Below are 23,899 nucleotides of genomic sequence, written 5' to 3' on the forward strand. Positions count from 1 at the left end.
TCCGGTCAGCCGGCGGCTACGGGTTTGCGAGGCGCCGGTGCGGTGCCCTCGCCTGCGGGGTCTGCGGTCGGTGGGCCGCCGTCGTGCAGGCCGAAGCGGCGGTGGAAGCGGCGCAGCGGGGCGGGCGCCCACCACGTGGCCGGACCGGTCCAGGCGAGCACCGCCGGAACGAGCAGGCAGCGCACGATCGTGGCGTCGACGAGCACGGCGAGCCCCACCCCGACGCCGAGGAGCTGGATGTTGGTCACGCGCGCGGCGCCCATCGCGAACAGGACGATCGACAGGATCACGGCGGCCGCGGTGATCAGCCCGCCGGTACGGGCCATGCCGAGCGCCACGGCCTCGCGGTGCTCCCGCCCGCGGTCGTGCTCCTCCTTGACCCGGGAGAGCATGAACACGCCGTAGTCCATGGACAGGCCGAACGCGAGGCAGAACATCAGCACCGGCAGCGAGAGCTCGAGGAACCCGAGCGGGGTGAAGCCGAGCACGCCGCTCAGCGCCCCGTCCTGGAAGATCCACACCGCCGCGCCGAACATGACGATGAGGCTCAGCGCGTTGACCAGCACGGTCTGCACCGGCAGCACCACGCTGCCGGTGAGCAGGAAGATCAGCACCAGCGTGACGACCAGGATGATCGCAACGGCGAGCGGTAGCCGCTCTCCGATCGCGGCCTGCGAGTCCACCTGCTCGGCCGCGCCGCCGCCCACGAGCGCCGGGAACGGCGCCTCGAGCGCCCGGACGTCACGCACGATCTGCTGGGCCTGCGCCGAGGCCTGGTCGATGCCCGTCTCGGGCACCACTTGCAGGTAGGTCACGCCGCCCGAGACGCGCTCGTCGTCGCCCTCGACGGGGCCCGCGACCTGCCAGCCGTACTGGAACGGCCCGACCGGGGTGAGCACGCCGTAGACGCCGTCGACCTCGGAGAGCTGCTTCGCATAGGAGGCCAAGGCCGCGATCCGCGGATCGTCGGAGCTCGCGGCGTCGCCGACGGCCTCACCGAGCGCGTTGACCCCGCCCGCCGCCTCGGCCGCGGCCGGGTCGTGGCGGTAGCCGTCGACGACGACGTCGACCACCCAGTCGGGCACGTCGCCGAACTCTCCCTGCAGCGCCTCGGTGGCGACGCGGGCGGGAGCGCCGGGCCGCAGTTGCCGTTCGTCGGGCGCCCCGAACTGCACGCCGAGGAACGGCACCGCGAACACCAGCAGCACCACCACCGTCACCGCCGTGACCAGCCGCGGGCGGCGCATGACGGCCCAACTCCAGCGGTACCAGCGCGAGTCGCCCGCGGGGGCGTGGCGGCGACGCAAGAGCCTGCGCAGGTCGAGGGCGTCCACCCGGTGCCCGAGCAGGACCAGCGCCGCGGGCACCGTGACGAGCACCGACACCACGGCGAAGGCCACGACCGCGACGCCGGAGTACGCGAACGACCGCAGGAAGTAGAGCGGGAATACGAGCATGACCGCGAGCGCCACGGCCACCGTCACGGCGGAGAAGAGCACGGTGCGCCCGGCCGTCGCCACCGTCGTGGCCGCAGCGACGCGGGGCGTCGCGCCGGCGTGCAGCTCCTCGCGGAAGCGACGAACCACGATGATCGCGTAGTCGATCGCGAGCCCGAGGCCGAGCGCCGTGGTGAGGTTCTGCGAGAAGATCGACACCTCGGTGACGCGGGACAGCAACGCCAGCACCGTGGACGTGCCGAGGATCGCGATCATGCCGACCGCCAGCGGCAGCAGCGCGGCCACGGCGCTGCCGAACGCGAGCACCAGCACCAGCAAGACAACCGGCAGCACGACCATCTCGGCACCGACCAGGTCCTGCGAGATGGTGGCCTGCATCTCCAGCCGGACGGCGATCGGCCCGGTCGCCTCGACGGTCACCGCGGCACCGCCCGCGGCGATCGCCACCGGCACGGCCCGCTGGTAGGCCGCATCGGCCGCGGTCTCCTCCCCGGGGATCCGGGCGAGCACGAGCCCGGCAGGCTGTTCGAGGTCGGTGTCCCCGCGCAGCTCGGGTGCCTGCTCGTCCCAGTACGACTCGACGCCGACGACACCGGGCTCGCCTGCCAGGTGGTCGGCGATCGCCCGGCCGGCCGCCGCGACGGCCGGATCATCCACACCGGTTCCAGCGTTCGGGCGCACCACGAGCACCACGTTGGGCCGGCTCTGCGGGAACGCCTCGTCCAGCCGGGTGGCCGCTGCGGCCGACTCCGAGCCGGGATCGGTCGTACCGCCGTTGAGCAGCTGCGCGCCGCCCCCGCCGAGGACGACGAGGCCGACCGTGGCGACCAGCGTGGCGACCAGCACCAGCCGCGGGTGCCCGAGTAGCCGAGTGAGCAGCGCGAACATCGGTTCCGAGCCCCTTCCCCTCCGGAGGCGATCCGCCTGGTCCCGACCGTGGCAGCCGTCCGTCAAACGGACATCGAGGAGCCGACGACCGGATCCGGGCGGACCGGCCGTGGCACGAGCAGGTCGGCCACGAACGCGACGGCGACGGCGAGGGCCCCGACCCACAGCGCGGCACGCAACCCGGCGACGAACTGCACGGCACCCGCGTAGCCACCGTTCGCGGCGAACACCGAGGCGAGCACCGCCACGCCGAGCACCGTCCCCGTCTGGCGCAGGGCGTTGTTGACGCCGGAGGCGATCCCGTGCTCCGCCGGAGCCACCCACTCGAGCGCCTGCCGGGCCGTGAGCGCGAAGAACAGACCCATCCCGCTGCCCGCGACCAGCATCGGCGGCACGAGTGCCACGTACGGCACGTCCGGCGCCACGACCAGGGCGAACCAGCCGAGCGCGACCGCCTGCAGCGCGGTGCTCACCGCCATCGCCGCGCGCGTGCCCGCCCGGTCGGCGAGCAGCGCGGCCAGCGGCGCGACCGCCACGGGCGCGAGCGTCCACGGCAACGTCCGCAGGCCGGCCTCGAACGGCGCGAAGCCGAGCACGTCCTGCATGAACTGCGTGAGCAGGAAGACGGTGCCGAACATCCCACCTTGGGCGAACAGGGCCACGACACCCGCGAGGGCGAACCCGCGGCGGGCGAGCAGGTGGGGCGGGACGAGAGGCGCTGTCGATCGGTACTGGCGGTGCCCGAATGCGGCGAGCAGGGCCAGCCCCACCACCACCGCGCCGACGACCTCCGGATGTACCCAGCCGACGGAGCCCGTGCGCACGAGGCCGTAGGCGACGCCCAGCAACCCGGCGGTGACGAGCACGACGGCCCGTCCGTCGAGCCGGGCGGTGGTCGGCGGCCCCGGCACGAGCACCAACGCGGCGACGGGCAGCAGGACGAGGCCGATCGGGACGTTCAGCCAGAAGATCCACTCCCAGCTCCCGCCCTGCACGACAGCCCCGCCGACGAAGGGGCCGAGCGCGATGCCCAGCCCGGACATGGCACTCAACCCGGCGATCGCCATACCGCGCCGGGCCGCCGGCACCGCGTCGACCACCAGCGTCAGCCCGAGCGGGAGCAGCACCGCCGCACCCAGACCCTGTGCCGCCCGCGCCGCGACCAGCACCTCGGTGGCCGTGGCGAGCGCCGCACCGGCCGACGCCGCGGTGAACAGGACGAGGCCGGCGAGGAAGGTGGGTTTCCGGCCGTACCGGTCACCGACGGCGGCGGCCGTGAGCAGGAAGACCGCGAACGCCAGCGTGTAGGCGTTGACCGTCCATTCGAGCTCTTCGAGGCTCGCGCCGAGGTCGGATCTGATCGTGGGCAGCGCCGTGGCCACCACGAGGTTGTCCAATGCCGCCATGAACGCTGTACACCCGGTGACGGCGAACGTGGCGACCGCTCTGGTGCCGGACATGCCCCACCCGAGTCAGAATGGATAGTGAATTGATCCACTATCCATCGTTGCCCGTTCCCGGCAGGACGTCAAGGCCCCACCGGCCCGGCGGCGGGCGCCGGGACCGGAGCCGGGAGCAGCGGGGCCAGCAACCCGGTGACGTCCAGGCCGGGGGCCGCGCCGGCGACGTAACCGTCCGGTCGTACGAGCACGGACCGGCAGCCGGCCAGCGGGCCGTGCGGCGCGTGCCCGTCGGGCACCACGACCGCGGCCGCGGCCACCGCGGTGCCCTCGGTCAGTGCCGGAGCCGCGGCGGACGGGACGAGCACCCGCACCTGCAGGCGGTCACCCAGCGGCGCGGCGGCGTCCAGTACGGCCCGCACCGGAGCCAGGTCAGCGGGGTCCGCCCAGAGCAGCAGCGTGTGCGCCGGCCCGGTCAGCAGGCTGCGCAGCGACACCGGCGAGACGGCACCCACGGGCCGCACCTCGACGTCGGCGACCCCGACCCCCAGTGCCCGGCGCCCACCGTTCGAGCCCACCCCCGGGCTCGCGCTGTAGTCGAGATCGTCCTGCGCCATGGCCGGCATGACCTTCTGCTCCAGGAAACCGGTGCGCCCCATCCGGGCGAGCACCCGGTCGCGGATCCGGCGGACGAGCACCGACCGCATCCCCCACAACCGGGTCTGCTGGTCCGACGAACGCATCACCTGCTTCGCCACCGGGGCGCGCTCGGCCTCGTACCCGGCGAGCAGGCGATCCTCGGCGGCCACCCCGCGCGTGATCAGCGCCAGCCGCCAGCCGAGGCCGGCACCGTCCTGGATGCCGGTGTTCATGCCCTGCCCTCCCGCGGGGCTGTGGATGTGCGCGGCGTCCCCCGCGAGCAGGACGCGGCCCGCCCGGTAGCGCTCGGCGCGGCGCAGGTGCACCTGGAAGCGGGTGCTCCAGATCAGGTCACGCACCTGGAGCGGATACGGCGCGCGCTGGTCGGCCAGGGTCTGCAACTGCTCCGTGCTCAGCGGAGCGTCCGGGTCCACGTCCTCGGCACCGGGCATCCGGGTGACGTCGGCGAAGACGCGCAGCCCGCCGCCGGGCAGTGGCACGACCACCAGCACGCCGTCGCCGTGCAGCGTGTAGTGCACCTCGTCGCGCGGCAGGTCGCCGACGATGTCGCCGTCACCGAGGATGAAGCTGCGCGGGTAGGTCTTGCCCGCGAACCGGATGCCCGCGAGGTCGCGCACCCGACTGTTCGCGCCGTCGCACCCGGCCACCCAGGCCGCGGTCACCAACTCCTGCCCGGAGGGGCCGTCGAGCACGACGTCCACGGCGTCGCCGGTGTCGCGCAACCCGATCAGTTCCGTGCCCCACTCGACCTCCACTCCCAGCTCGGCGAGGCGCGCCCGCTGGATGCGCTCGAGCGCCGGCTGCGGCTCGCACACCGGAACCGGCCGGCCGCCGCCGAACCGGACCGTCGCGAGCAGCTTGCCGTCGGAGAAGAACTTGGTGGCCGCCAGCGTCAGTCCGGCGGCGACCACGTCGGTGGCGATCCCGTGCCGGTCGAGCACATCGAGCGCACCGGGCCACACGGTGAGCGCGCGGGCCTGGTGCGCCGGGCGATCGGCGGCGCGGTCGACCACCCGGCACGCGACGCCCGCCCGGCGCAGCTCGGTGGCGAGGGCGAGACCGGTGGGACCGGCTCCGACGACGAGTACCGGGAGTGCGACGGGCATCGATAGCTCCTGTCCGTGGGGTCCGCGACGCCCACACGCTCGCAGCGACCGATCGAAGCAGGAGCGAAACCGGGACGAAGCCGATCGCACGCACCGGGCGGACGCATGGACCGGTGCTACCCTCGGCACAGCTGGTAGTGCAGCTATCCATTCAGACGAGGAGGTCACCGTGCGGATGGCGGAGTTGAGCAGTCGCACGGGCGTCCCCATCCCGACGATCAAGTTCTACTTGCGCGAGGGTCTGCTCCCCTCGGGTGAGCGCACGAGCCCCAACCAGGCGCAGTACGGCGAGGAGCACGCCCGGCGGCTCAAGCTGATCCGCGCGCTCGTCGATGTCGGCGGCCTGTCGATCGTGGCCACCAGCACCGTGCTGGGGCACCTCGACGCCGTCGAGATGGGCACGCTCGACCAACTGGGCAAGGTGCAGTACGCGCTCACCCAGCGCCGCGAGCGCGAGCCGGAGCACGACGAGGCGTGGCGGGCCGCGCAGGCGCAGGTGGACGAGCTGCTCGAACGGCGCGGCTGGAGCCTGCGCGGCGACAACCCCGCGCGCACGAGCCTGGTCGAAGCGCTCTCCACCCTGCACCGCCTGGGCCAGCACGACGTGCTCGACCTGCTCGACCGCTACGCCGACGCCGCCGAACACCTGGCGAGCGCCGAGGTGACGGCGATGTGGGAACGCCCGTCGATCGAGGACCGCGCCGAGGGCGTGGTGACGTTCGCGGTACTGGCCGACGCCCTGCTGGCCGCGCTGCGCCGGCTGGCCCAGGAGGCGGAGGTCGTGCACACGGCGACCTCCGCATGACCCGGCGTTCTGGGCTGAGTCGACCATCGAACTTGATCAGGCGCGATGTGCCCGGACCGGCATGCTCTCCCACCCCCGGAGGGTGTTGTTGTGGTGCCGGCGCGTCGGTCCGATGAGCTCGATCGCACGTACGCGTCGGATCAGCGCCGCGAGCACGGCTTCCGCCTCGAGCCGGGCGACGTGCTGGCCGACGCATTGATGGATGCCCATACCGAAGCCCACATGGCCAGAGGGGTCACGACCGAGGTCGAAGTCGTCGGGGTCGGTCCAGCGCCGGGGGTCACGGTTGGCGCTACCGAGGAACATGAGGATCTTCTTGCCGTCGGGGACGACGTGCTCGCCGATCCGGACGTCGGTGGTCGCGGTCCGGAAGAAGATCTGCACCGGGGACTCCCAGCGCACCGCCTCGTCGAACGCGACCCGAGCCAGGTGCGGCTGCTCGCGCAACCGCTGCCACTGATCGGCATTCGTGGCGAAGGCGTGCAGGACGGCGGAGAGGCCATGGATGGTCGTGTCCACCCCGGCCGTGAGCAGGGACCGGACGATGAGCGGTGCCATCTCGGGCGTGATGTCTCCACGGTCGGCCGCCGCCCAGATCGAGGCGCCGAATCCGTCGGATGACAGCACGTCCCTCTCGCACTGCGCGTTGACCCAGGCCGAGAGTTCCGGCACGCGCGCGGCACCCTGCGCACGACGCAGCCAGCAGCAGATCACCTCGCTACTTCCGTCAGGCCCGACCCCACAGCGCGGCGTTCTCGCCCTCGGTGCGGCGGTAGTGATCTTCCATCAGCTGCAGGGAGTCGCGGATCCTCACGAGCTCGGCCTCGAAGGCGATCATCGCCGCGTACGGCCCGTCGGCTGCGTCCATCACGCGGAGGTTGTAGGAGTTGGCGACCTCGGCGCTCACCGGGTCGCCGAGCCACGGCTCGCGAATGTAGGCCTCCTGACCGAGCCTGACGAGGTGCTGTCTGAGCTCGCCGAGCGCATCATCGAACGCCGCGCGTACTGCCGGGATCGCGTACGGCTCGATCCGCATGGTGGTGGGCGGGAACTGGCCGGGCATTCACCCTCCTCGGACCGACACCGGGTCGCTGTGACCGTAGGCATGCCGCGACACATCTGCGCCCGAACCGAGCAGATCGTGTGCGATCGTGAACGTCTCCCGCGGATGAAGCCACTCAGCGGTCGAGCAGGGTCGTCATCACCGCGGCCGCGACGATCTCCGCGTCCCGGCACAGCTGCAGCTGCGGGATCGGCGGTCGGCGCCCTCCGTCCCGGAACTGGACGTCGATCAGTTGCCCCGCCGCAACGTCCACGATCACAGTGCAGTACTCGGTGAATCGCGTCGGAACTACCACCACGGCCGGGAAGCCATGCACGATGGATGGCCGGATCTCCGCCGCCAGGTCGCCGGACGAGTATCGCTCGATGCCCACGCTCGTCACGAGACTCACCCCGGCCGTCACCGCCCGCGGCTCGAACCCGCCAATGGTGCAGAGCGGCACCTCGACCCCGTCGTACAGACCCACCGGGGCCTGTGAGGACAGCGGCTGAGCATCCAACCCCAGCTCCGCCCGCTGCTCCTCCGTCAACAGCGAGCACGGATCCACCCCGTCCAACCGCACCTCCCGCGGCCGTGGCGGCAACTCGGCCACGCCGTCCGGCCGGGCCTCCGCGGACGTCGGCGGCACCGACGGGCCTGCGCCTCCGACCGCGCACGCCGCAGCCAGCACGGCCACCACCACGGCCAACACCGCGCCCCCCACCCGTCTCACGAGCAGCACGGTAGCGGCCCGATCACGTTGTGGTCACCGGATGCGTGGAGGCCGTTCGTGGTGGGAGGTCCGCCCGCCGCCAGGGCACTCCCCGGCTTCACGGACGTCAGCAGTCACGACCGGCACAAGCACGTCCTCGATGATCGGCGGTTCGGCGCGTTTCCGGGCGGATTCGACCCGTTTTCGCGCCGAACCGTCGATCAAGACACCGTGTGGCACCAGCAGCTCTCGCATCTGGGTGCCTCGGCTGTTTGCCTACCGTCCTGCAGCGGGCAGACGTTGGCCGGGAGGAGACACTCGCCCCGCCTCGTGACCGCCGCCGGCAAGTCCGACTCGGTGACCGACGACGGCCGGACGCCCGCGTCACGCCTCAGCCAGCCGATCCGCTCCACTCAACCGGCAGCGCGGAAGGCCGCGTAGCGCTGCTCCAGCAGCTCCCGGTCCGGCTGTTCCGCCCGCGCTCGCGGAAGCGCCATCAAGGACTGCCCGTGCCGACCCTTCAGCCCGTGCTCGAGCATCGGACCGTCGATCTCCTCCAGCAGGTCCGCCCGGATCTCGACGACAAGGTCGGGGCGGATGCCGAGCACCGAGCTGTCATACGCGGCGTGGTGGATCTTGCACAGCGCCAGCCCGTTCCGCACGGCGGCGATGCCGCCCTCCTCCCGGTCCGCGACGATGTGGGCCGCGTCGAGCAGCTGCGCGTGCCGCAACGCGCAGACCGCACACCGCGTCTCGTAGGCGCGCAGCACCGTCGCGCGGAACACCGGCTGGTGCAATCGCCGCTTGGTCTCGCTGATGATGTAGCGACGCAGCTGCTCCTCGACGGGACGACCGGGTGACACGAGGCCGCGAGCGACCTCGGGGTCGATCACGAACTGCTGCTGCTCCGGCTCCTCCCACAGCAGGTACACCGGGTAGATCGGCTTGTAGACCCCCTGCGCAATCCCGACGAACCAGATCAGCGGCGCACCCTGGCGCATCACCTCGCGCAGCGCCCGGTTCTCGGCGTGGTTCGGGTCGTCGCCGCGCCACTTGTAGCGGAGCAGGCCGTCCGGCCCGACCTCGTCGTCGTAGGGCCGGGCCGCACCGTCCGCGCTGTAGACGGTCCGGATCGACAGCGCGGAGGTCAGCTCCTTCGGCTTGCGGATCCCGCGCTGGGCGTCCATGAGCCTGAACGGCTTGCCGTCCAGCTCGAAATCCTGCAGCTCCTGCCACGAGATCGGGGTCTCGCCGTCGTGGGTGCGGACGGTCAGCCAGCGGATCGCCTCGCGCCGCAAGCGCGAGTCGAAGTCGTCCTCACCGGCCGGCATGCTGCGCCGACCCAGTCGTCACGCCCAACGCGCTCCCCGCCCACACTGCCGCGGACGACGTTGCGCCGCCCAGGTACAAGATCGCTGCGCGTGCGGGCGACGTCACCCCGCGCCGCCAAGATCACTCGAACGGCCTCATGCCCTGGAACCGTTCGCGATACGGACTCCCTGGCCCCCGTTCGGATGGATTCGCCGCATCGCTCGCGAGGACGGCCGCGGTGGCCCATCCTGAGGACGGGCCCGCAGCACGGCACTGCAGCCCGTCGCGCGTGGCCCGCACAGGTTCGTCGGACAAGGGAGTCGGGTGTGACCGGTACGTCGAATTCCACGCAAGCTTCGGAGCCTCGGGTCGACGAGTTCGATGCGGTCGTCGTCGGGGCAGGGTTCTCCGGTTTGTACATGCTGCACCGCCTGCGCGAGCTCGGCCTCTCGGTGCGGGTGTTCGACGCCGCGGGCGACGTCGGGGGCACCTGGTACTGGAACCGCTACCCCGGCGCACGTTGTGACAGCGAGAGCATCTACTACGTGTTCTCGGACCACTTCTCCGAGGAACTGCTCGAGGACTGGACCTGGAGCGAGCGCTACGCGGCGCAGCCCGAGATCCTCAGCTACCTCCGGCACGTCGCCGACCGGTTCGACCTGCGCAAGGACATCCGGTTCGACACCCGCGTGAGCGAGGCGGCCTACGACGAGGCGACGGACCGCTGGGAGATCCGCACGGACGACGGCGGTCGGACCACGGCGCAGTTTCTGATCACCGCGGTCGGCTGCCTCTCGGTCACCAACCTGCCCGAGTTCCCGGGCCGCGAGAGCTTCGAGGGCGCGTCGTACCACACCGGCGAGTGGCCGCACGAGGGCGTCGACTTCACCGGGCAGCGGGTGGCGGTGATCGGGACCGGCGCGACCTCGGTGCAGATCGTGCCCGAGATCGCCGAGCAGGTCTCCCACATGTACGTGTTCCAGCGCACCCCCAACTACGACATCCCGGGCTGGAACCGGCCGCTCGACGAGGAGTACGTGCGCAAGACGAAGGAGAGCTACAAGGAGCTCTGGCAACGGATGCGGGAGTCGAACCTGGGGTTGCCCTACGACGTCCCGGAGCGCTCGGCGATGGAGGTCAGCCCGGAGGAGCGTCGGCGCGTCTACGAGGACGCCTGGGGGAAGGGCGGCTTCCGGATCGGCGCGGAGACCTTCAACGACATCCTGCTCGACGAGCAGTCGAACGAGACGGCCTCGGAGTTCATCCGATCCAAGATCCGGGAGACCGTGCGCGACCCCGACGTCGCCGAGCTGCTCGCGCCCAAGGACCACCCGTTCTTCACGAAGCGCCCGCCGCTCGAGCACGGCTACTACGAGGCCTTCAACCGGGAGGACGTGGAGCTGGTCGACGTACGGCGCTCGCCGATCGAGGCGATCACCCCCACCGGGGTGCGGACGCGCGACGCCGAGTACGAGGTCGACAGCATCGTCTACGCGACCGGTTTCGACGCGATGACCGGCGCGTTGTTCGCGATGGGCATCCACGGTCGCGGCGGGGTGCCGCTCACCGAGAAGTGGGCGGACGGGCCCCAGACCTACCTCGGGCTGGCGACCCACGGTTTCCCGAACCTGTTCACGCTCACCGGCCCGCAGAGCCCGTCGGTCCTCACGAACATGACCGCCGCGATCGAGCAGCACGTCGACTGGGTCGCCGACTGCGTCCGGTACATGCGCGAGCACGACCTCGAGCGGATCGAGCCGTTGCCCGAGGCAGAGGACGGCTGGGTCGCCCACCACACCGAGGTCGGCGACGCGACGCTCCTGCCGAGGGCCAACTCCTGGTGGGTGGGGGCGAACATCCCGGGCAAGCGCCGCACGCTCTACCCCTACCTCGGGGGCCTCGGGACCTACCGGGAGGTGTGTGACCGCATCGCCGCGAACGGCTACGAAGGGTTCGCCCTGGGCAGGCGCGGCGAGGCGGCGGAGGCCGGATCTCCTCCACAGGCGCGCCCGTCGGCCGAGCCGACACAGCAGATCGTGGGGTGAACGAGATGCCGCTGAAGCCCGACGTGCAGGCCCTCCTCGAGCAGTTCGAGGCTCAGGGAGTGCCGCCGTTCGACCAGATGAGTGTGCCTCAGGCACGGGACGCGGTCGCAGCGTTCCGGGACCTGCAGGGCGAGCCCGAGCCGGTCGGGGAGATCCGGGACATCCTCGTTCCCGGCCCGGCCGGAGAGCTCCCCGTCCGCGTGTACCACCCGGAACCGGGCACGGCGTTGCCGCTGTTGATCTACTTCCACGGCGGTGGCTGGGTGGTCGGGAACATCGAGGTCGTCGACAAGCCGTGCCGGGCGCTCGCCAACGCCTCGCGGTGCGTCGTCGCGTCGACGCAGTACCGGCTCAGCCCGGAGACGAAGTTCCCGGGCCCCGTCGAGGACTGCTACGCAGCCACGAGCTGGCTCACCGAGCACGCCGGCGAGCTGGGTGCCGACCCGGCCGAGGTGGGCGTCGGCGGCGACAGCGCCGGTGGGAACCTCGCGGCCGCAGTCACCCTGATGGCCAGGGACCGCGGCGGGCCACGGCTGGCCTACCAGCTGCTGATCTACCCGGTGACGGCGCCGGCTCGCGGCACGACGTTCGCGTCCTACCGCGACAACGCCGACGGCTACCTGCTGACGCGAGGCAGCATGGAGTGGTTCTGGGACCACTACCTCCGATCGCCGGAGGACGGGACGAACCCCTACGCCGCGCCGCTGCACGCCTCCGATCTCAGCGGCCTGCCCCCGGCGATGGTCATCACCGCCGAGTTCGACCCGCTGCGCGACGAGGGCAAGGCGTACGCCGAACGGCTGCAGCAGGCCGGTGTGAAGGTGAGCGCCAAGCCGTACCCCGGCGTCATCCACGGCTTCTTCTGGATGGCCGGTGTGCTCGGGGACGGCCGCACCCTGATCACCGAGATGGGAGAGGAGCTGCGTGCCCATCTCGGATGACCGGGAACGCCGGGACTCCCGCCGGCTCGTGATCGTCCGGCACGCGAAGTCCGCGTGGCCGGACGGCGTGCCCGACCCGGAACGGCCGCTGAACGCGCGCCGCAGGCGGGATGCCCCCGCCGCCGGACGGTGGATCCGGGATCGGATCGGCCACCTCGACGCCGTGGTCTGCTCGCCCGCGACCCGCACCCGCCAGACGTGGCGGCTGCTCGCGGGCGAGCTCACCGGGCCGCCCGCCGCGGTCTTCGACGACCGGGTGTACGCGGCGTCGGTCGACACGCTGCTCGCGGTCGTGCGCGCGCTGCCGGACGACGTGGGCACAGCGCTCCTCGTGAGTCACAACCCCGGGGTCGCCGAACTCGTCGCCGCGCTGACCGGTGAGGAGTTGGAGATGAAGACGTCGGCGATCGCGGTCGTCGGGTTCGGCGGCTCCTGGGCGGACATCGCGTCGGGCCGGGCAGTCGTGGTCGATCAGGCAACGCCGCGCGGGTCGTGACAGATGACCAACCACGGATTGTGAGTCAGTTGCGCGCCGCGTGAAGGACCGGACCCTGCGCGCCCACTGCACTCGCATCGGCGACCGGCACCTGCTCATCGCCGTGGCCGGTGAGGCAAAGGTGCGCGCGGCGCTGCGGAAACTGGGCTATGCACTCGGCGCCGATACGTGAACCACTCGCGGACTCGACGGTCGCCCCCGCATCAAGCCAAACCCGCCCCCCACAACGCTGCGTTCTCGCCATCGGTGCGCCGGTAGTGATCTTCCATCAGCCGCAACGAGTCGCGGATCTTCATCAGCTCGGCCTCCAGCGCGACCATCGCCGCGTACGGCCCGTCTGCTGCGTCCATCACACGCAGGTTGTAGGAGGTCGCGACCTCGGCGCTCACCGGGTCACCGAGCCAGGGCTCGCGGATATAGGCGTCTTGGCGGAGCCTGACGAGGTGCTGCTTGAGCTCGGCAAGTGAGTCGTCGACGGCCGCACGCACAGTCGGGATCGCGGACGGCTCGATCCGCAGGGCGGCGGATGGGAACTGGCCGGGCATGGCCCCCTCCTCGGAACATCACCGGAGACGATCCGACGGTAGCCTCGCCACGTCGAATCGGAGGCCCAAGCAGCGAGATCGTGTGCGATCGTGAACGCTCCGCTCCTGATCAACGGTCGAGCAGGGTCGTCATCACCTCTCCTGCGACGGTCTCCGCGTCCCTGCACAGCTGCGGCTGCGGAATCGGCGGCTGCCGCCCGCCCGTCGCGAATTGCACGTCCAGCAGCTGCCCCGAAGCCGCATCGACGATCACCGTGCAGTAGTCCGTGAGCCGGGTCGGCACCGCCACCACGGCCGGAAACCCTGCCACGGTGATCGGCCGGATCTCCGCCGCCAACTCACCAGAGGTGAACCGCTCGATCCCCACATTCGTCACAAGGCTCAGACCGACGGTCACCGCCCGTGGCTCGAACCCACCGATCGTGCACAGCGGCACCTCGGCCCCCTCGTACAAACCCACGGGTGCCCGCGACAACAGCGGCCGCGCGTCCAGGCCCAGTTCCGCCCGCTGCCGCTCCGTCAGCAATGCGCAGGGGTCCACCCCGTCCAGCCGGATCTCGCGCGGCCGCGGCGGCAACTCGACAGAGCCGCTGGGCGGAGCTCCTGTCGTCGTCTCCGGCACGGGGCCTCCCGCGTCTCCGGCCCCACACGCCGAAGCCAGTACGCACAGCAACACCGTCAGCACCGCGCCGCGCACCCGTCGCACGAGGAGCACCGTAGCGACACCGTGACGCTGTGGTCACCATTCGGACGAGCCCGTGACGCCCTGGGCGGCGCCGCAGAACGCGGGACGCCCGGCCCCCTGCGCGGTCGACGTCAGAGCGCGTCCCGAAAGCGCTCGTCCACCGCCAGGTCGCCGCCCTCAGCGACGTCCAGTTCGTGCACGCGGCGCGCGAGCCGCTCGAACTCAGCGAGATCGATCAGCGTGAGCCACTCGGATTCGAAGACGCCCTGCTCGGCAGGCGTGTGCTGTCGACGAACCCAGTCGACCAGGACATGTCGCGGCCCGACGTCCACGACGATGCCGGGATGATCCGGACGCAGCGGAACAGCCTTCCTCACGATCTCGCTGTCAGGCGTCCACTTCACCAGCACGCCCACTTCGACCTGCTCACCCATCGAGCCACCCCTACGTAACGTATCGGCTACGGGGGCAACCGCGAAGCCGCGAGACCATAGGTTGCGCACGGTGGACAACGCCCAGGTCGCCCAGCTTGCGGCCCTCATCAGGGAGACCTACTCGCCCTCTGCGCTGGACACCGGAGTCACGGAGCCGACCATCGTCGAGTCGCCCGAAGGGTCCCGGGCAGTGGTGCTTCCCCGTTCCCAGATGGAGGAGCCCCTGCGCAGCCTCCAGCTGATCGACGCAGCCGCCGTGGGCTCCACGCTCGTCGTCACCTTCACCTGGGACGACGGCACCGGCGACGACACCGTCTACCTGATGCCACTCGACACGCGCGACCTCGACATGAACCTGTCCGACAACATCGCCGTGACGTCGTTCCTGGTTCAACACGTCGAGCACACCCTTGCAGGGCCACGAGAGAGCTGGGAAGCGGCGCGCAGCACACCGATCAGCAGGCGGTTGGCGGTGGTGCGCCCGTGGACGGCCACGTAGTCGCGGTCGATCGGCGAACGAGTTTCGAGGGTGAGCTCTCCGTTCGCGTGGTGATCACATCTCAGTCGCCAGACCCAGCCGATGCCGCTCCGCCGCCAGCACTCGCTGCCCCACGGGCACCGAATGGTTGTGCTCGTCAACCCAAGTCAGGAGGTCGTTGACGAGGGCGAGCGTGCGGCCCGAGTCACTCCCCGTGCAGCGCGCGCCTCACGACCGGGGCGACGCGGCGGGCCAGGAGGTGCGGCGGGTCCACCTCCTCGACGCGGCGAAGCGCGGGATGAGATCGGCGAACTGGGCAAGCGCCGCGGCGAGACCTGCGGTGTGCATTTACTCGTAGACGCCTTCGAGGAGTGGTGCGGTCAAGGCCGGGGTTTCTCTTGATCTTCATCGAACCCGGTCGAGATCTGCTCTTTCAGCCGTCGGGCCGGCCCGAAACGTCACGTTCGGCGGACCAGCGTCGGCCGTTGACTCCCCTACGGAATCCGCGGCCGGCTCGGACTTCCTCGGACAGTCGCGTTCTCATCGAGCTCCTGAGCCTTGCCCCCGCGAGCTGATTGGACACTAGTCCGATCAGGTGACCCGACACGGAACGGGTCCGCGCGCCGGACCACATCCCTACGTTCGAGTCGCGTCCGATTCCAGACCGGTCGATGCATGACGCGAGTACCGGCGGCCCAGCCACAAGAACGTGGAGCACTCACCCTCACTTCGATGGAGACCCGTGATGCGCACTCGACTTCGACTCATCTCACTCACTCTCCTCAGCCTCACGCTCGGCGCAGTCGCCGCAACGTCAACAGCCACCGCTGATCCAATGCCGGGCTTCTCTTTCGACCCCGCGAAGCTTCAATCGCGCATGGATTCATGCATGGAGTACCAGCAGGGGCCGAGTGAGGTCCTGATGGGCTGGGTGAACGTGCGGACGGGCGACCAACGACAATGGAGGTGCAGCTCATTGAGACATATGCTCCTCGACGACGAGGACAGACCAGCACACGATCCATAAGAGAACCTTCCAGACTTCATGCGCTGCGTCGACAAGACCGTGAGCTACGGGTTCCCCCGCAAGGGAGACCCCGGCAACACCCGACTCATCTACCAATACAGCGGCACGAGCAAGCGAGCTGAAGTCGTGGTCAACGATGCGACAGGCGACATCGCAACGATCTACACCTCGGTGAGCAACGATTGGACCGGGTGCGCGAACGGTCTATAGTCCTGCGTATGCGCCCAGCAGGTGTACGCCAACGCGTGCAGGAGCTCCAGAACCAGGAGTGGAACGTCGTGCACTCATGGCCTGACCGCGCTTTGCGAGTGCACCTCACCAGCTTCGTGAACCTCTCCGCCCGGCAGCAGCACCACGACCACCCGATGACGACCGTGTTGCGCCGATACCGCGAGGTCACCGCCCTCCTGAGCGACCCCCTACAAGTACGAACCGGCAGCGACTTCGAGACACGTTCCTTCGCGTGCGTCGAGCAGCTCCGCCCTCTCATAGGAGATCTGGCCGAACGTGACGCCACTGAGGTGACGTTCGAACAACAGGAGGATGCTCGCCAGCCGCTCCTGTGGATCCTACCAATGACGATCCTTGGCGAAGCGAGCCCTGGCTGGCCATTCCATTTGCTCTGCTGGAACGAGGCCAACTCGCTCGCGGAGGGATTTCAAACGCCCTATCGCGCCGCTCGACACATCGCAGCCGAGGCCTTCCACGAGCCCGCCGATCCCTTCGATCTCATCGCATCGATGACGACACTCACCGAACGTTACGAGGACGACCCGGCTTCACGCGAGGAGACTGCCGCCAAGGTGCGGTCGGCGCTGTCTGAATTTCTCATCCGCGCACCCTGGCCGATCATCGACGATTAATTCCTACTACACCGCTCCCTCTCGGGGCCCAGCAGATCACCAGCCGCTGCACCTCACCAGCAATTCAACTTCGACCTGATCACATAGCCAGCCATCCTCACATCACTCCGCCGCCAACCGCGCATGTTTCCAACGAGGCCGACGCCCCAAGGTTGAGCTCAGTCACCCAACGAGCCCCAGTCGATGCCGCTCCGCCGCCAGCACCCGCTGCCTCACCGGCACCGACTCGTCGTCGAGCACCTCCGGCCGATGCTCCGACGCGTCCACCGCCCGCCGGTCGGCGTCCTTGGCCTCGCTCTTGCGCGCGAACGCGTCGAACAGCAGCCGCTTGCCCTGCTGGATCTCCCGGATCCGCTCGTCGATGCAGTCCTTGGCCAGCAGCCGGTGGACCTGCACCGTGCGCACCTGCCCCATCCGGTGCGCCCGCGCGATCGCCTGCTCCTCCGTGCTCGGCTTCCACTGCGGCTCGGTGAGGATCACCACCGACGCCGCCTGCATGTTGATCCCGACCCCGCCGGCCTCGATCTGCCCGAGCAGGACCGCGTGCCCGGCGCTCTTCGTGAACTCGTCCACGATCCCCTGCCGCACGGGCGGCGGCACCGCCCCGGTGATCGTGCCGACGACCGCGTCGCCGACCGCCTCGTGCACCAGCCGCAGCGTGTCGAGGAAGTAGGAGAAGACCACCACCTTCATCCCGTCCTGCGCGGCCTCCTCGACGATGTCCGTGCAGCGCTCGAGCTTCGCCGAGCTGACCGTGCTGAACGGCGCCTGCCGCATCCCCATCAGGTTGCGCTTGGAGACTGCCGACTCGTACCGCGCCGCGTCGGTGTCGCTGAGCTGCACCCACGACTCGGTCTCGATCTTGTCCGGCAGCTCCGTCAGCACGTCGGCCTGGTTGCGTCGCAGGTAGACCGGCGCCACGGCGCGCCGGAACGCCTTCGCGCCGGCGACCGCATCCGCAGCGTTCACGCTGCGCGCCACCCTCGGCTGCAGGTAGTTGACGAGCGTGCGGAACTCCTCGACCCGGTTCTCCATCGGCGTGCCGGTCAGGAACAGCGTGCGCTGCGAGCGTCGGACGGCCGCCGCGACCGCCTGCGAACGTGCCGCGTCCGGGTTCTTCACTAAGTGCGCCTCATCGACGACGAGCATCGCGACGTCCGCGTCGCGCACGTCGGCCGGCAGTCGCGCCAGCGTCCCGAACGTCGTGACGGCGATGCCGCCCTCCCGCAGCCAGCGGCGGCCGACGGCGTCCCGGTCTGCGCCGTGCAGGCTGTGTGCAACGAGCTCGCTGTGCTTCGCCGTCTCGTTCAGCCAGTTGATCTGCACGCTCGCCGGGCACACGACGAGGAACCGCCGCTGCCCCTTCGCGGCGAGGTGCGCGAGCACGGCGAGCGCCTGGATGGTCTTGCCGAGGCCCATCTCGTCGCCGAGGATCGAGCGCTCCTGGTGGATGGCGTACTGCGCGCCGAAGACCTGGTAGCCGCGCAGGGTCGAGGTCAGCTTCGACGTGTCGAGCGGGACGGCGTTGATGCGCTGCCGCAGCTCCTCCGGGACGAACCCTCCCGCCGCCTCCTCGTCCTCGGCAGTGCCCGTGCCGCCGACCGTCGACAGCACCGCGTTGACCGACGCCGCCTCGGACTCGTAGTCCTGCCAGAGCCGGCGCGACTCGTAGCTGCGCGGGTCGACCGCCTGCTCGCGGACGTGCACGGTCTGCTGCAGTGCCCGGGTCTGCGGGGCGGCGAGGAGTGCGTCGAGCCGCGCGAGCGCGTCGAGCGCCGAGTCCTTCTTCGACCGCCGCGAGAACCACATCGACATCCGGCTGCCGGCGCGCTCCGCGTCCGCCACCAGCGGTCCGACCTCGGCGCGGAACGACTGGAGGGGCCCGCTGAGGCCGGCCACCGCGGCGTCCGCCGCCCGCACCGCGGCGAGGGTGGCGAGAAGCTGGGTCTGGGCGGGATCGCGACGATCAGGATCGAAGCGGAACCGGGCGTCGCGGTGCACCTGCACGGCGACGGTGCGCGCCGCGCGCCGGACCTCCACCACCGTCGTCTGCCCGACGCCCGGCAGTTGCTGGAGCCGGTGGTCCGGGGCCTTCAGGACGTCGGCGACGGTCCGGAACCCGTGCTGCTCCAACGCCCCGAACCGCACACCCCGCCCGGCGACCTCCTTGAGCGCCGCGAGCGGCATCTCGCGCAGGCGGGCGGCGACCTGGTCGCCGTTGAGGATCTCGATCTGGTGCCGCGCGCTGTCGCGGAGGACCTGCGGCGCGCTGAGCAGGGCGCTCGCGCGCTCGGCGAAGTCGCGGACCGCGGCGATCGTCGCCCTGGCCGCGGCACCAACCTTGCCCCGCGCGGCCTCGCGTTCGTCCTGCACCCGGTCGCTCCCGTTCCGTCGTGATCCACCCCGTTGGTCGTCAGCGCCGCCAGGAACGTCACAGGGTGCCGGACCGACTACCCGAACGATGCAACGGAAAGATCGTTAACGAACGGACGAGAGCGAGCGAGGTGGGTGCTCGAGCAGTTCGAACGATGCGGAAGGCGCCCCGTGACCCAGTACATGCCCCAGTACCCGCCGCCCGGCCCCGGGTACTACCCGCCGCCCCCGCCGCCGCAGAACGGCTTCGGGACGGCGGGCTTCGTGCTCGGTCTCATCGGCTTGCTGTTCTCGTTCATCCCGCTGATCGGCGTGATCGCCTGGCCGCTGGTCCTGCTGGCACTGGTGTTCGCGGGCATCGGCCTCTCCCGGGCCCGCAGCGGTCGAGCGACCAACAGCAGCCTGGCGGTCGCCGGCCTCGTCTGCGCGGTGATCGGCCTCCTGATCTGCATCCTGTACGCGGCGGCGTTCAGCGCGGCGGTCTCGGACGTGGAGACCAGTGCTCCGAGGGCGGCGACGGAGTACGCCGCCCGGCCTGATTCCGCTGGGGCCACGCCTGCCGGCGTCGGCGACGAGGTGCAGGACGGCGCGTTCACCTTCGCCGTCACCGACGTGAAGAGCGGCGTCCAGGCGCTGGGTGAGAGCTTCCTGCGCACCGAGGCGCAGGGCGAGTTCGTGCTGGTGCACGTCACCGTGAGGAACATCGGCACCGAGGCGGCGACGTTCTTGGGAGCGCACCAGACGCTGCTCGACGCGCAGGGCCGCGAGTTCGAGGCCGACAGCTCGGCGGCGATGATGAACGTGCCGGACAGCGAATCGTTCTACACCGAGATCAACCCGGGCAACAGCGTCGACGGAGTGCCCGTCTTCGACGTGCCCGAGGGGCTCTCGCCGGCGGCCATCGAGCTGCACGAGTCGATGTTCTCGGGCGGCGCGCTCGTCTCACTCGCCGGATGAGGGTCACCGCGGCGGACATAGGGTCTGGCCCCGTGATCGAATCGCTGCAGATGTGCCGCACTCGCGCCCGCGGTTGCCTCCTGGCCGGTGCCATTGGGGACGCCCTGGGCGCGCCCGTCGAGTTCGACTCGCACGCGAGGATCCGGTCCCGCTTCGGACCGGCCGGCGTCACCGATCTCGTGCCGTCCCCGTACGGGCCGGCCGGGCTCGTCACCGACGACACCCAGATGACGCTGTTCACCGTCGAAGCGCTGCTGGACACGGACCCGGCTGACCTCGGCGACCGGCTGCACGCCGCGTACCGACGCTGGCTCGTCACCCAAGAGCAGCCCGGCCCGCCATCGGATGCCGAGGGGCTCGCGGCGGAGTCCTGGCTCTACGCCGTCCGCGCCCCGGGCAACGCCTGCCTGTCGGGGCTCCGCGCCCCCCACCGTGGGGCTATCGCGACACCGGTCAACGCCGGATCGAAGGGCTGCGGGACGGTGATGCGCTCGGCGCCGTTCGGCCTGTCCTCCCAGCTGCCCACACCGGACGCGGTGGCCGAGGCCGCGATCGTCGGCGCTTGCCTCACCCATGGCCACCCGACCGCCCGGCTCGCTGCCGCCGCGTTGGCGGTGATCGTCCGGTACCTCGTCGACGGACGCGGGCTCGCGGAGTCGGTGTCAGCGGCGATCGAGCTGGTCTCCGAGCACCCCGACCACGAGGAGACGACCGCCGCGCTGCGCGGGGCCGTGACCGCTGCCGACAACGGCCCGGCGAGCGCCACGCAGCTACACGGCCTCGGGGAGGGTTGGGTCGCCGAGGAAGCGCTCGCGATGAGCGTCTACGCCGCGCTCACCCATCCCGAACCGCACCAACTGCGCGCCGCGCTGCTGTTCGCCGTCAACCACGACGGCGACAGCGACTCGACCGGCGCCATCACCGGCAACCTCCTCGGCGCGCTGCACGGCGAGGGCTCGGTGCCGCCGGACTGGGCCGCGCAGGTGGAGGGCCGGGACACGATCATCGACCTCGCCGGCCGGCTCGTCGAGCCCGAGCCACGGTCATCACGCTGACCGTGCAACCGGCGGAGCCGGAGTCCGTGCTTCGAGCCGACCGGCTGTCCCGGGTGCGCGGACTGCTGCTCGGCCTGGCCCTCGGCGAGTACCGGCAGGCGGCCGATGCACGCTGGTGGAGCCGCTATCCGGGTGGTGAGGACGCGTTACCCCCACGCGGTGGATCGGACGGACGGTCGCCGTCGCTTCTGGCGGTCCTGCGGGAAGGACGGTGCTGCTCGACGCGTAGGGCCGCGAGTTCGAGGGACAGCGCGGCGCCATACGACGAGTCGTTCTTCACCGAGATCGACCCGGGCAACAACGTCGGAGGTGTGCTCGTCTCTGGCAGGCCCGAAGGGCTGTCGCCAGCGGACATCGAGCGCCACGAGTCGATGTTCTCCGGCGGAGTGCTCGTGTCACTCGCGGGCTGATCGACCCGCGTCCCGTACGAGTGCTGCCGCAGACGCCGCCACGACGTGCAGACGGCACGGCCAGTGCGGCCTGCCATGGCCCGCTCCCAGCGAGCACAGGGCGCACCGACCGTCCGGCCGAGGGACGTGCTCGCGAAGCAGTCGCTGCCAGACCTGCGGGTCGCCCTCTGCAAGGACACGACTGATCACGCTGTAAGCACACCGGTGACCGGATGCTGCGCGTCGCACGCGAGTGCGACCCGCACAAATGTGCGGGTTCAGCCGAGTGCCGCGACGACCCAAGCAGGATCGAACGCGGCGACCACCTCCGGGCCCGTGCCCGACTGCACTGGCGCGGGGTCACCGACCCGCCCCGACCGCGGGTCGACGAAGCGGACACCCGCGCCGGCAAGCGTCCGCAGGGTCGACGCCCACACCGGGTGCCCCCAGAGCCGGTTGTTGACCATCGGCACGGCCACGACCGGAACACCGGCTCCCAGGGCATCGCAGAGCGCACCCGCAGCGCTGGTGTCCATGATCCCCGCCGCGACCTTGTTGGCCGTGTTGAACGTGAGCGGGCAGGCGACGACAAGATCCGGCCGAGGCCGATCGTGCTCGGACGGCTCCGCGTACCACTGACTCGCCGCCTCGGTGACGACGATCGACACACTCCAGCGCTCGCGCAGTGCATCGGCCACCTCGCCGGCACGCACTGCGAGAGGCGCGCCGCACACGACGAGCGTCAGCATCAGACGGCAACCCCGGCTCGGTGCGCAAGACCACGAACGGCAGCGCCACTTGTGCCGCGAGCCCGCGCGAGGAGCTGCCGAATGGTGTCGCGGGCGACGGCGTTGCGCCGGGTGACCTGCGGAGCCGCGCGCTCGACCTCCAGCAGCGCGACGAGGGCCTCGGCGTCCCGCCGCCGCTGCGCCTGGGCCCAGGCGATGTCCAGCTGGACCTGCACCCGCCGGCTGTGCAGCCCCTCGGGCAGTCGGTCGAGGTCGACGGCCTCCGCTGCGGCCAACGCAGCCGGAGCGTCGCCGAGCTCGACGGCGACGGAGACCCGGTGGATCGCCACGTTGGTTGGGCCGAACGCAGTCCAGCGGTGGTTGGCGTCCTCGCCGAGGTGCTCAGCAAGTCGCTCGGCCCGTTCGAGGCGCGCCTCGGCGACCGCGGCATCGATTCGGCGGGCCGCGGCGACTGCGGCGATGAGCCAGAGTGACCCGGCAACGCTGCGCACGGCCGGGTCATCACCCGTCAGCTGCTCTGCGGTCGTGACCGCAAGCTCCTCGGCGAGCGCCGCACGTGCCGTGGGAAGCATCGCGCACACGACCTGGTAGACGGCCATGCCGAGGTCGGCCGGGTCGCCGCTCCTCCGCGCCACCTCCCGGGCTCGATCAGCGGCGATCCGCGCGAGGTCGGGTGAACCGATCTTCGTCAGCGTCTTCGCCACAACGGTGTAGCCGGCCGCGACCGCCGCGGGATCCTGTCCGTCAAGAGCAGCGACCAGACCTGGCAGCGCGGCCACCACGTCGCCGTAGTGGGCTGCCTGGTAGGCGCGATGCAGGTCGCGAACGGCTGTCGAGGCATCGACGCCCGGCCCGGTCTGCGCGCCGACGAGCAGGGCTCGCTCGATCGCAGCGACGTCGGCATCGAACGGTTCGCGTCCGGGCTCGCTCGCCTGGCCGCCGCTCCCGGTCATAGTGTCGATGTCGACGCGCAGCACCCGGGCGAGATCCCGGAGGACTCTGTAGTTGTCGACGGTGCGCAGGCCCCGCTCGACCTGGGACAGCCACGACTCCGAGCGGCCGACGAGGCCGGCAACTGCAGCCTGGCTCAGGCCGCGACGACGGCGGTGCAGCGCGATCCGTCGGCCGATCGGTTCCATCACGAGGTGATCGTGGCACCCGGCGGCGACCCGTGCGCTTCCTGCACCCGGTGTGCAAACACAACGAGCACGATGTGGTCACCCAAGCGGGGGTACACCGCTCGCGTCGAGCTGAGTACGAAGAGTGAGTTGCAGCTGACGAGGGGGTTCGTAGGGCGACGTCACGCGTTCAAGTCCTGGCTGGGGCCACCCGCTCCGCATCAGAAGCTCACCCGCGATCCATCGATGCCCTCTAGCGGCCGCGCTCCGGCAACCGGGTGTCGTGGCCGGCCAGGCGCACCGAAGGAAGGAGCGCCTGCCGGGGTGCCGCCGCCCGCGCGGTACCCCGCACTTCGTCACAAG

General features: G+C 70.9%; 23 protein-coding genes. 10 read left to right on the forward strand and 13 right to left on the reverse strand.

What is annotated here, in order from left to right:
• Positions 1 to 5: 5 nt before the first annotated feature.
• From CFP66_RS24005 to CFP66_RS24015, 3 genes are all read right to left on the reverse strand, one after another.
• A complete protein-coding gene (locus tag CFP66_RS24005) occupies positions 6 to 2,345 on the reverse strand; it encodes an MMPL family transporter (RefSeq protein WP_094927407.1) in 2,340 nt (779 codons plus the stop codon).
• Between the two features lie 62 nt (positions 2,346 to 2,407).
• Entirely contained in the window at positions 2,408 to 3,805 is a 1,398-nt protein-coding gene (locus CFP66_RS24010; RefSeq protein ID WP_094927408.1) for an MFS transporter, read from the reverse strand.
• A gap of 68 nt (positions 3,806 to 3,873) precedes the next feature.
• Positions 3,874 to 5,511, reverse strand: a complete 1,638-nt coding sequence (locus CFP66_RS24015; protein WP_158228191.1) for an FAD-dependent monooxygenase — start codon at positions 5,509 to 5,511, stop codon at positions 3,874 to 3,876.
• 175 nt (positions 5,512 to 5,686) lie between these two features.
• On the opposite strand from CFP66_RS24015, the gene CFP66_RS24020 reads away from it, so the two are divergent.
• Positions 5,687 to 6,316: a MerR family transcriptional regulator gene (locus CFP66_RS24020; RefSeq protein WP_233159691.1), complete on the forward strand. Its 630-nt coding sequence runs from the start codon at positions 5,687 to 5,689 to the stop codon at positions 6,314 to 6,316.
• Between the two features lie 36 nt (positions 6,317 to 6,352).
• Here the strand turns inward: CFP66_RS24020 and CFP66_RS24025 are convergent, their stop codons facing one another.
• The 4 genes from CFP66_RS24025 to CFP66_RS24040 all read right to left on the reverse strand — a co-directional run bounded on the left by CFP66_RS24025 (position 6,353) and on the right by CFP66_RS24040 (position 9,401).
• Entirely contained in the window at positions 6,353 to 6,988 is a 636-nt protein-coding gene (locus tag CFP66_RS24025; protein ID WP_233159668.1) for a cytochrome P450, read from the reverse strand.
• A 55-nt stretch (positions 6,989 to 7,043) separates the two neighbouring features.
• Positions 7,044 to 7,379, reverse strand: coding sequence for a hypothetical protein (locus tag CFP66_RS24030; RefSeq protein ID WP_094927410.1), 336 nt, complete (start codon positions 7,377 to 7,379; stop codon positions 7,044 to 7,046).
• Positions 7,380 to 7,494: 115 nt separating this feature from the next.
• Positions 7,495 to 8,091 (reverse strand): DUF3558 domain-containing protein, encoded by a 597-nt coding sequence (locus CFP66_RS24035; protein ID WP_158228192.1) that lies wholly within the window; start codon positions 8,089 to 8,091, stop codon positions 7,495 to 7,497.
• A 392-nt stretch (positions 8,092 to 8,483) separates the two neighbouring features.
• On the reverse strand, positions 8,484 to 9,401 hold the full coding sequence (locus tag CFP66_RS24040; protein ID WP_094927412.1) for an HNH endonuclease: 918 nt from the start codon (positions 9,399 to 9,401) through the stop codon (positions 8,484 to 8,486).
• Between the two features lie 306 nt (positions 9,402 to 9,707).
• Between CFP66_RS24040 and CFP66_RS24045 the strand changes: the two genes are divergently transcribed.
• From CFP66_RS24045 to CFP66_RS49990, 4 genes are read left to right on the forward strand one after another with little or no spacing between them, the layout of a single operon-like run.
• Positions 9,708 to 11,426, forward strand: coding sequence for an NAD(P)/FAD-dependent oxidoreductase (locus CFP66_RS24045; protein ID WP_255413893.1), 1,719 nt, complete (start codon positions 9,708 to 9,710; stop codon positions 11,424 to 11,426).
• 5 nt (positions 11,427 to 11,431) lie between these two features.
• The gene (locus CFP66_RS24050) at positions 11,432 to 12,367 is read left to right on the forward strand and encodes an alpha/beta hydrolase (RefSeq protein ID WP_094927551.1); all 936 of its coding nucleotides are present in this window, start codon (positions 11,432 to 11,434) and stop codon (positions 12,365 to 12,367) included.
• A complete protein-coding gene (locus CFP66_RS24055; protein WP_233159670.1) occupies positions 12,351 to 12,863 on the forward strand; it encodes a histidine phosphatase family protein in 513 nt (170 codons plus the stop codon). The genes CFP66_RS24050 and CFP66_RS24055 overlap by 17 nt, the downstream gene beginning before the upstream one ends.
• Positions 12,864 to 12,903: 40 nt before the next feature.
• A complete protein-coding gene (locus tag CFP66_RS49990) occupies positions 12,904 to 13,035 on the forward strand; it encodes a hypothetical protein (protein ID WP_255413894.1) in 132 nt (43 codons plus the stop codon).
• Between the two features lie 31 nt (positions 13,036 to 13,066).
• On the opposite strand, the gene CFP66_RS24060 is transcribed toward CFP66_RS49990, so the two are convergent.
• The 3 genes from CFP66_RS24060 to CFP66_RS24070 all read right to left on the reverse strand — a co-directional run bounded on the left by CFP66_RS24060 (position 13,067) and on the right by CFP66_RS24070 (position 14,527).
• Positions 13,067 to 13,408: a hypothetical protein gene (locus CFP66_RS24060; RefSeq protein WP_094927414.1), complete on the reverse strand. Its 342-nt coding sequence runs from the start codon at positions 13,406 to 13,408 to the stop codon at positions 13,067 to 13,069.
• A gap of 109 nt (positions 13,409 to 13,517) precedes the next feature.
• A complete protein-coding gene (locus CFP66_RS24065; protein WP_094927415.1) occupies positions 13,518 to 14,123 on the reverse strand; it encodes a DUF3558 domain-containing protein in 606 nt (201 codons plus the stop codon).
• Between the two features lie 101 nt (positions 14,124 to 14,224).
• Positions 14,225 to 14,527, reverse strand: coding sequence for a hypothetical protein (locus CFP66_RS24070; protein ID WP_094927416.1), 303 nt, complete (start codon positions 14,525 to 14,527; stop codon positions 14,225 to 14,227).
• A 70-nt stretch (positions 14,528 to 14,597) separates the two neighbouring features.
• Here CFP66_RS24070 and CFP66_RS24075 point away from each other — a divergent pair, with 70 nt between their 5' ends.
• A complete protein-coding gene (locus CFP66_RS24075; protein ID WP_094927417.1) occupies positions 14,598 to 15,026 on the forward strand; it encodes a hypothetical protein in 429 nt (142 codons plus the stop codon).
• A gap of 1,251 nt (positions 15,027 to 16,277) precedes the next feature.
• Complete coding sequence (locus CFP66_RS24080; RefSeq protein ID WP_143517366.1) at positions 16,278 to 16,895, forward strand: hypothetical protein; 618 nt, start codon at positions 16,278 to 16,280, stop codon at positions 16,893 to 16,895.
• A 162-nt stretch (positions 16,896 to 17,057) separates the two neighbouring features.
• On the opposite strand, the gene CFP66_RS24085 is transcribed toward CFP66_RS24080, so the two are convergent.
• The gene (locus CFP66_RS24085; protein ID WP_094927419.1) at positions 17,058 to 19,268 is read right to left on the reverse strand and encodes a DEAD/DEAH box helicase; all 2,211 of its coding nucleotides are present in this window, start codon (positions 19,266 to 19,268) and stop codon (positions 17,058 to 17,060) included.
• Positions 19,269 to 19,439: 171 nt separating this feature from the next.
• Between CFP66_RS24085 and CFP66_RS24090 the strand changes: the two genes are divergently transcribed.
• Genes CFP66_RS24090 through CFP66_RS24100 form a run of 3 tightly spaced genes read left to right on the forward strand, consistent with a single transcriptional unit; the run spans position 19,440 to position 21,690 of the window.
• Complete coding sequence (locus tag CFP66_RS24090; RefSeq protein WP_094927420.1) at positions 19,440 to 20,225, forward strand: DUF4352 domain-containing protein; 786 nt, start codon at positions 19,440 to 19,442, stop codon at positions 20,223 to 20,225.
• A gap of 32 nt (positions 20,226 to 20,257) precedes the next feature.
• The gene (locus CFP66_RS24095; protein WP_198961635.1) at positions 20,258 to 21,280 is read left to right on the forward strand and encodes an ADP-ribosylglycohydrolase family protein; all 1,023 of its coding nucleotides are present in this window, start codon (positions 20,258 to 20,260) and stop codon (positions 21,278 to 21,280) included.
• A gap of 26 nt (positions 21,281 to 21,306) precedes the next feature.
• Positions 21,307 to 21,690 carry a hypothetical protein gene (locus CFP66_RS24100; protein ID WP_143517367.1) on the forward strand — a complete coding sequence of 128 codons (384 nt, stop codon included), beginning with the start codon at positions 21,307 to 21,309 and terminating at the stop codon, positions 21,688 to 21,690.
• A 257-nt stretch (positions 21,691 to 21,947) separates the two neighbouring features.
• On the opposite strand, the gene CFP66_RS24105 is transcribed toward CFP66_RS24100, so the two are convergent.
• Together CFP66_RS24105 and CFP66_RS24110 are read right to left on the reverse strand one after the other, a co-directional pair.
• Complete coding sequence (locus tag CFP66_RS24105) at positions 21,948 to 22,418, reverse strand: flavoprotein (protein ID WP_094927422.1); 471 nt, start codon at positions 22,416 to 22,418, stop codon at positions 21,948 to 21,950.
• Positions 22,418 to 23,557 carry a helix-turn-helix domain-containing protein gene (locus CFP66_RS24110; protein ID WP_094927423.1) on the reverse strand — a complete coding sequence of 380 codons (1,140 nt, stop codon included), beginning with the start codon at positions 23,555 to 23,557 and terminating at the stop codon, positions 22,418 to 22,420. The genes CFP66_RS24105 and CFP66_RS24110 overlap by 1 nt, the downstream gene beginning before the upstream one ends.
• Positions 23,558 to 23,899: the final 342 nt, after the last annotated feature.

Origin of the sequence: Pseudonocardia sp. MH-G8, from assembly GCF_002262885.1 — a bacterium.
Taxonomy (GTDB): Bacteria; Actinomycetota; Actinomycetes; order Mycobacteriales; family Pseudonocardiaceae; genus Pseudonocardia.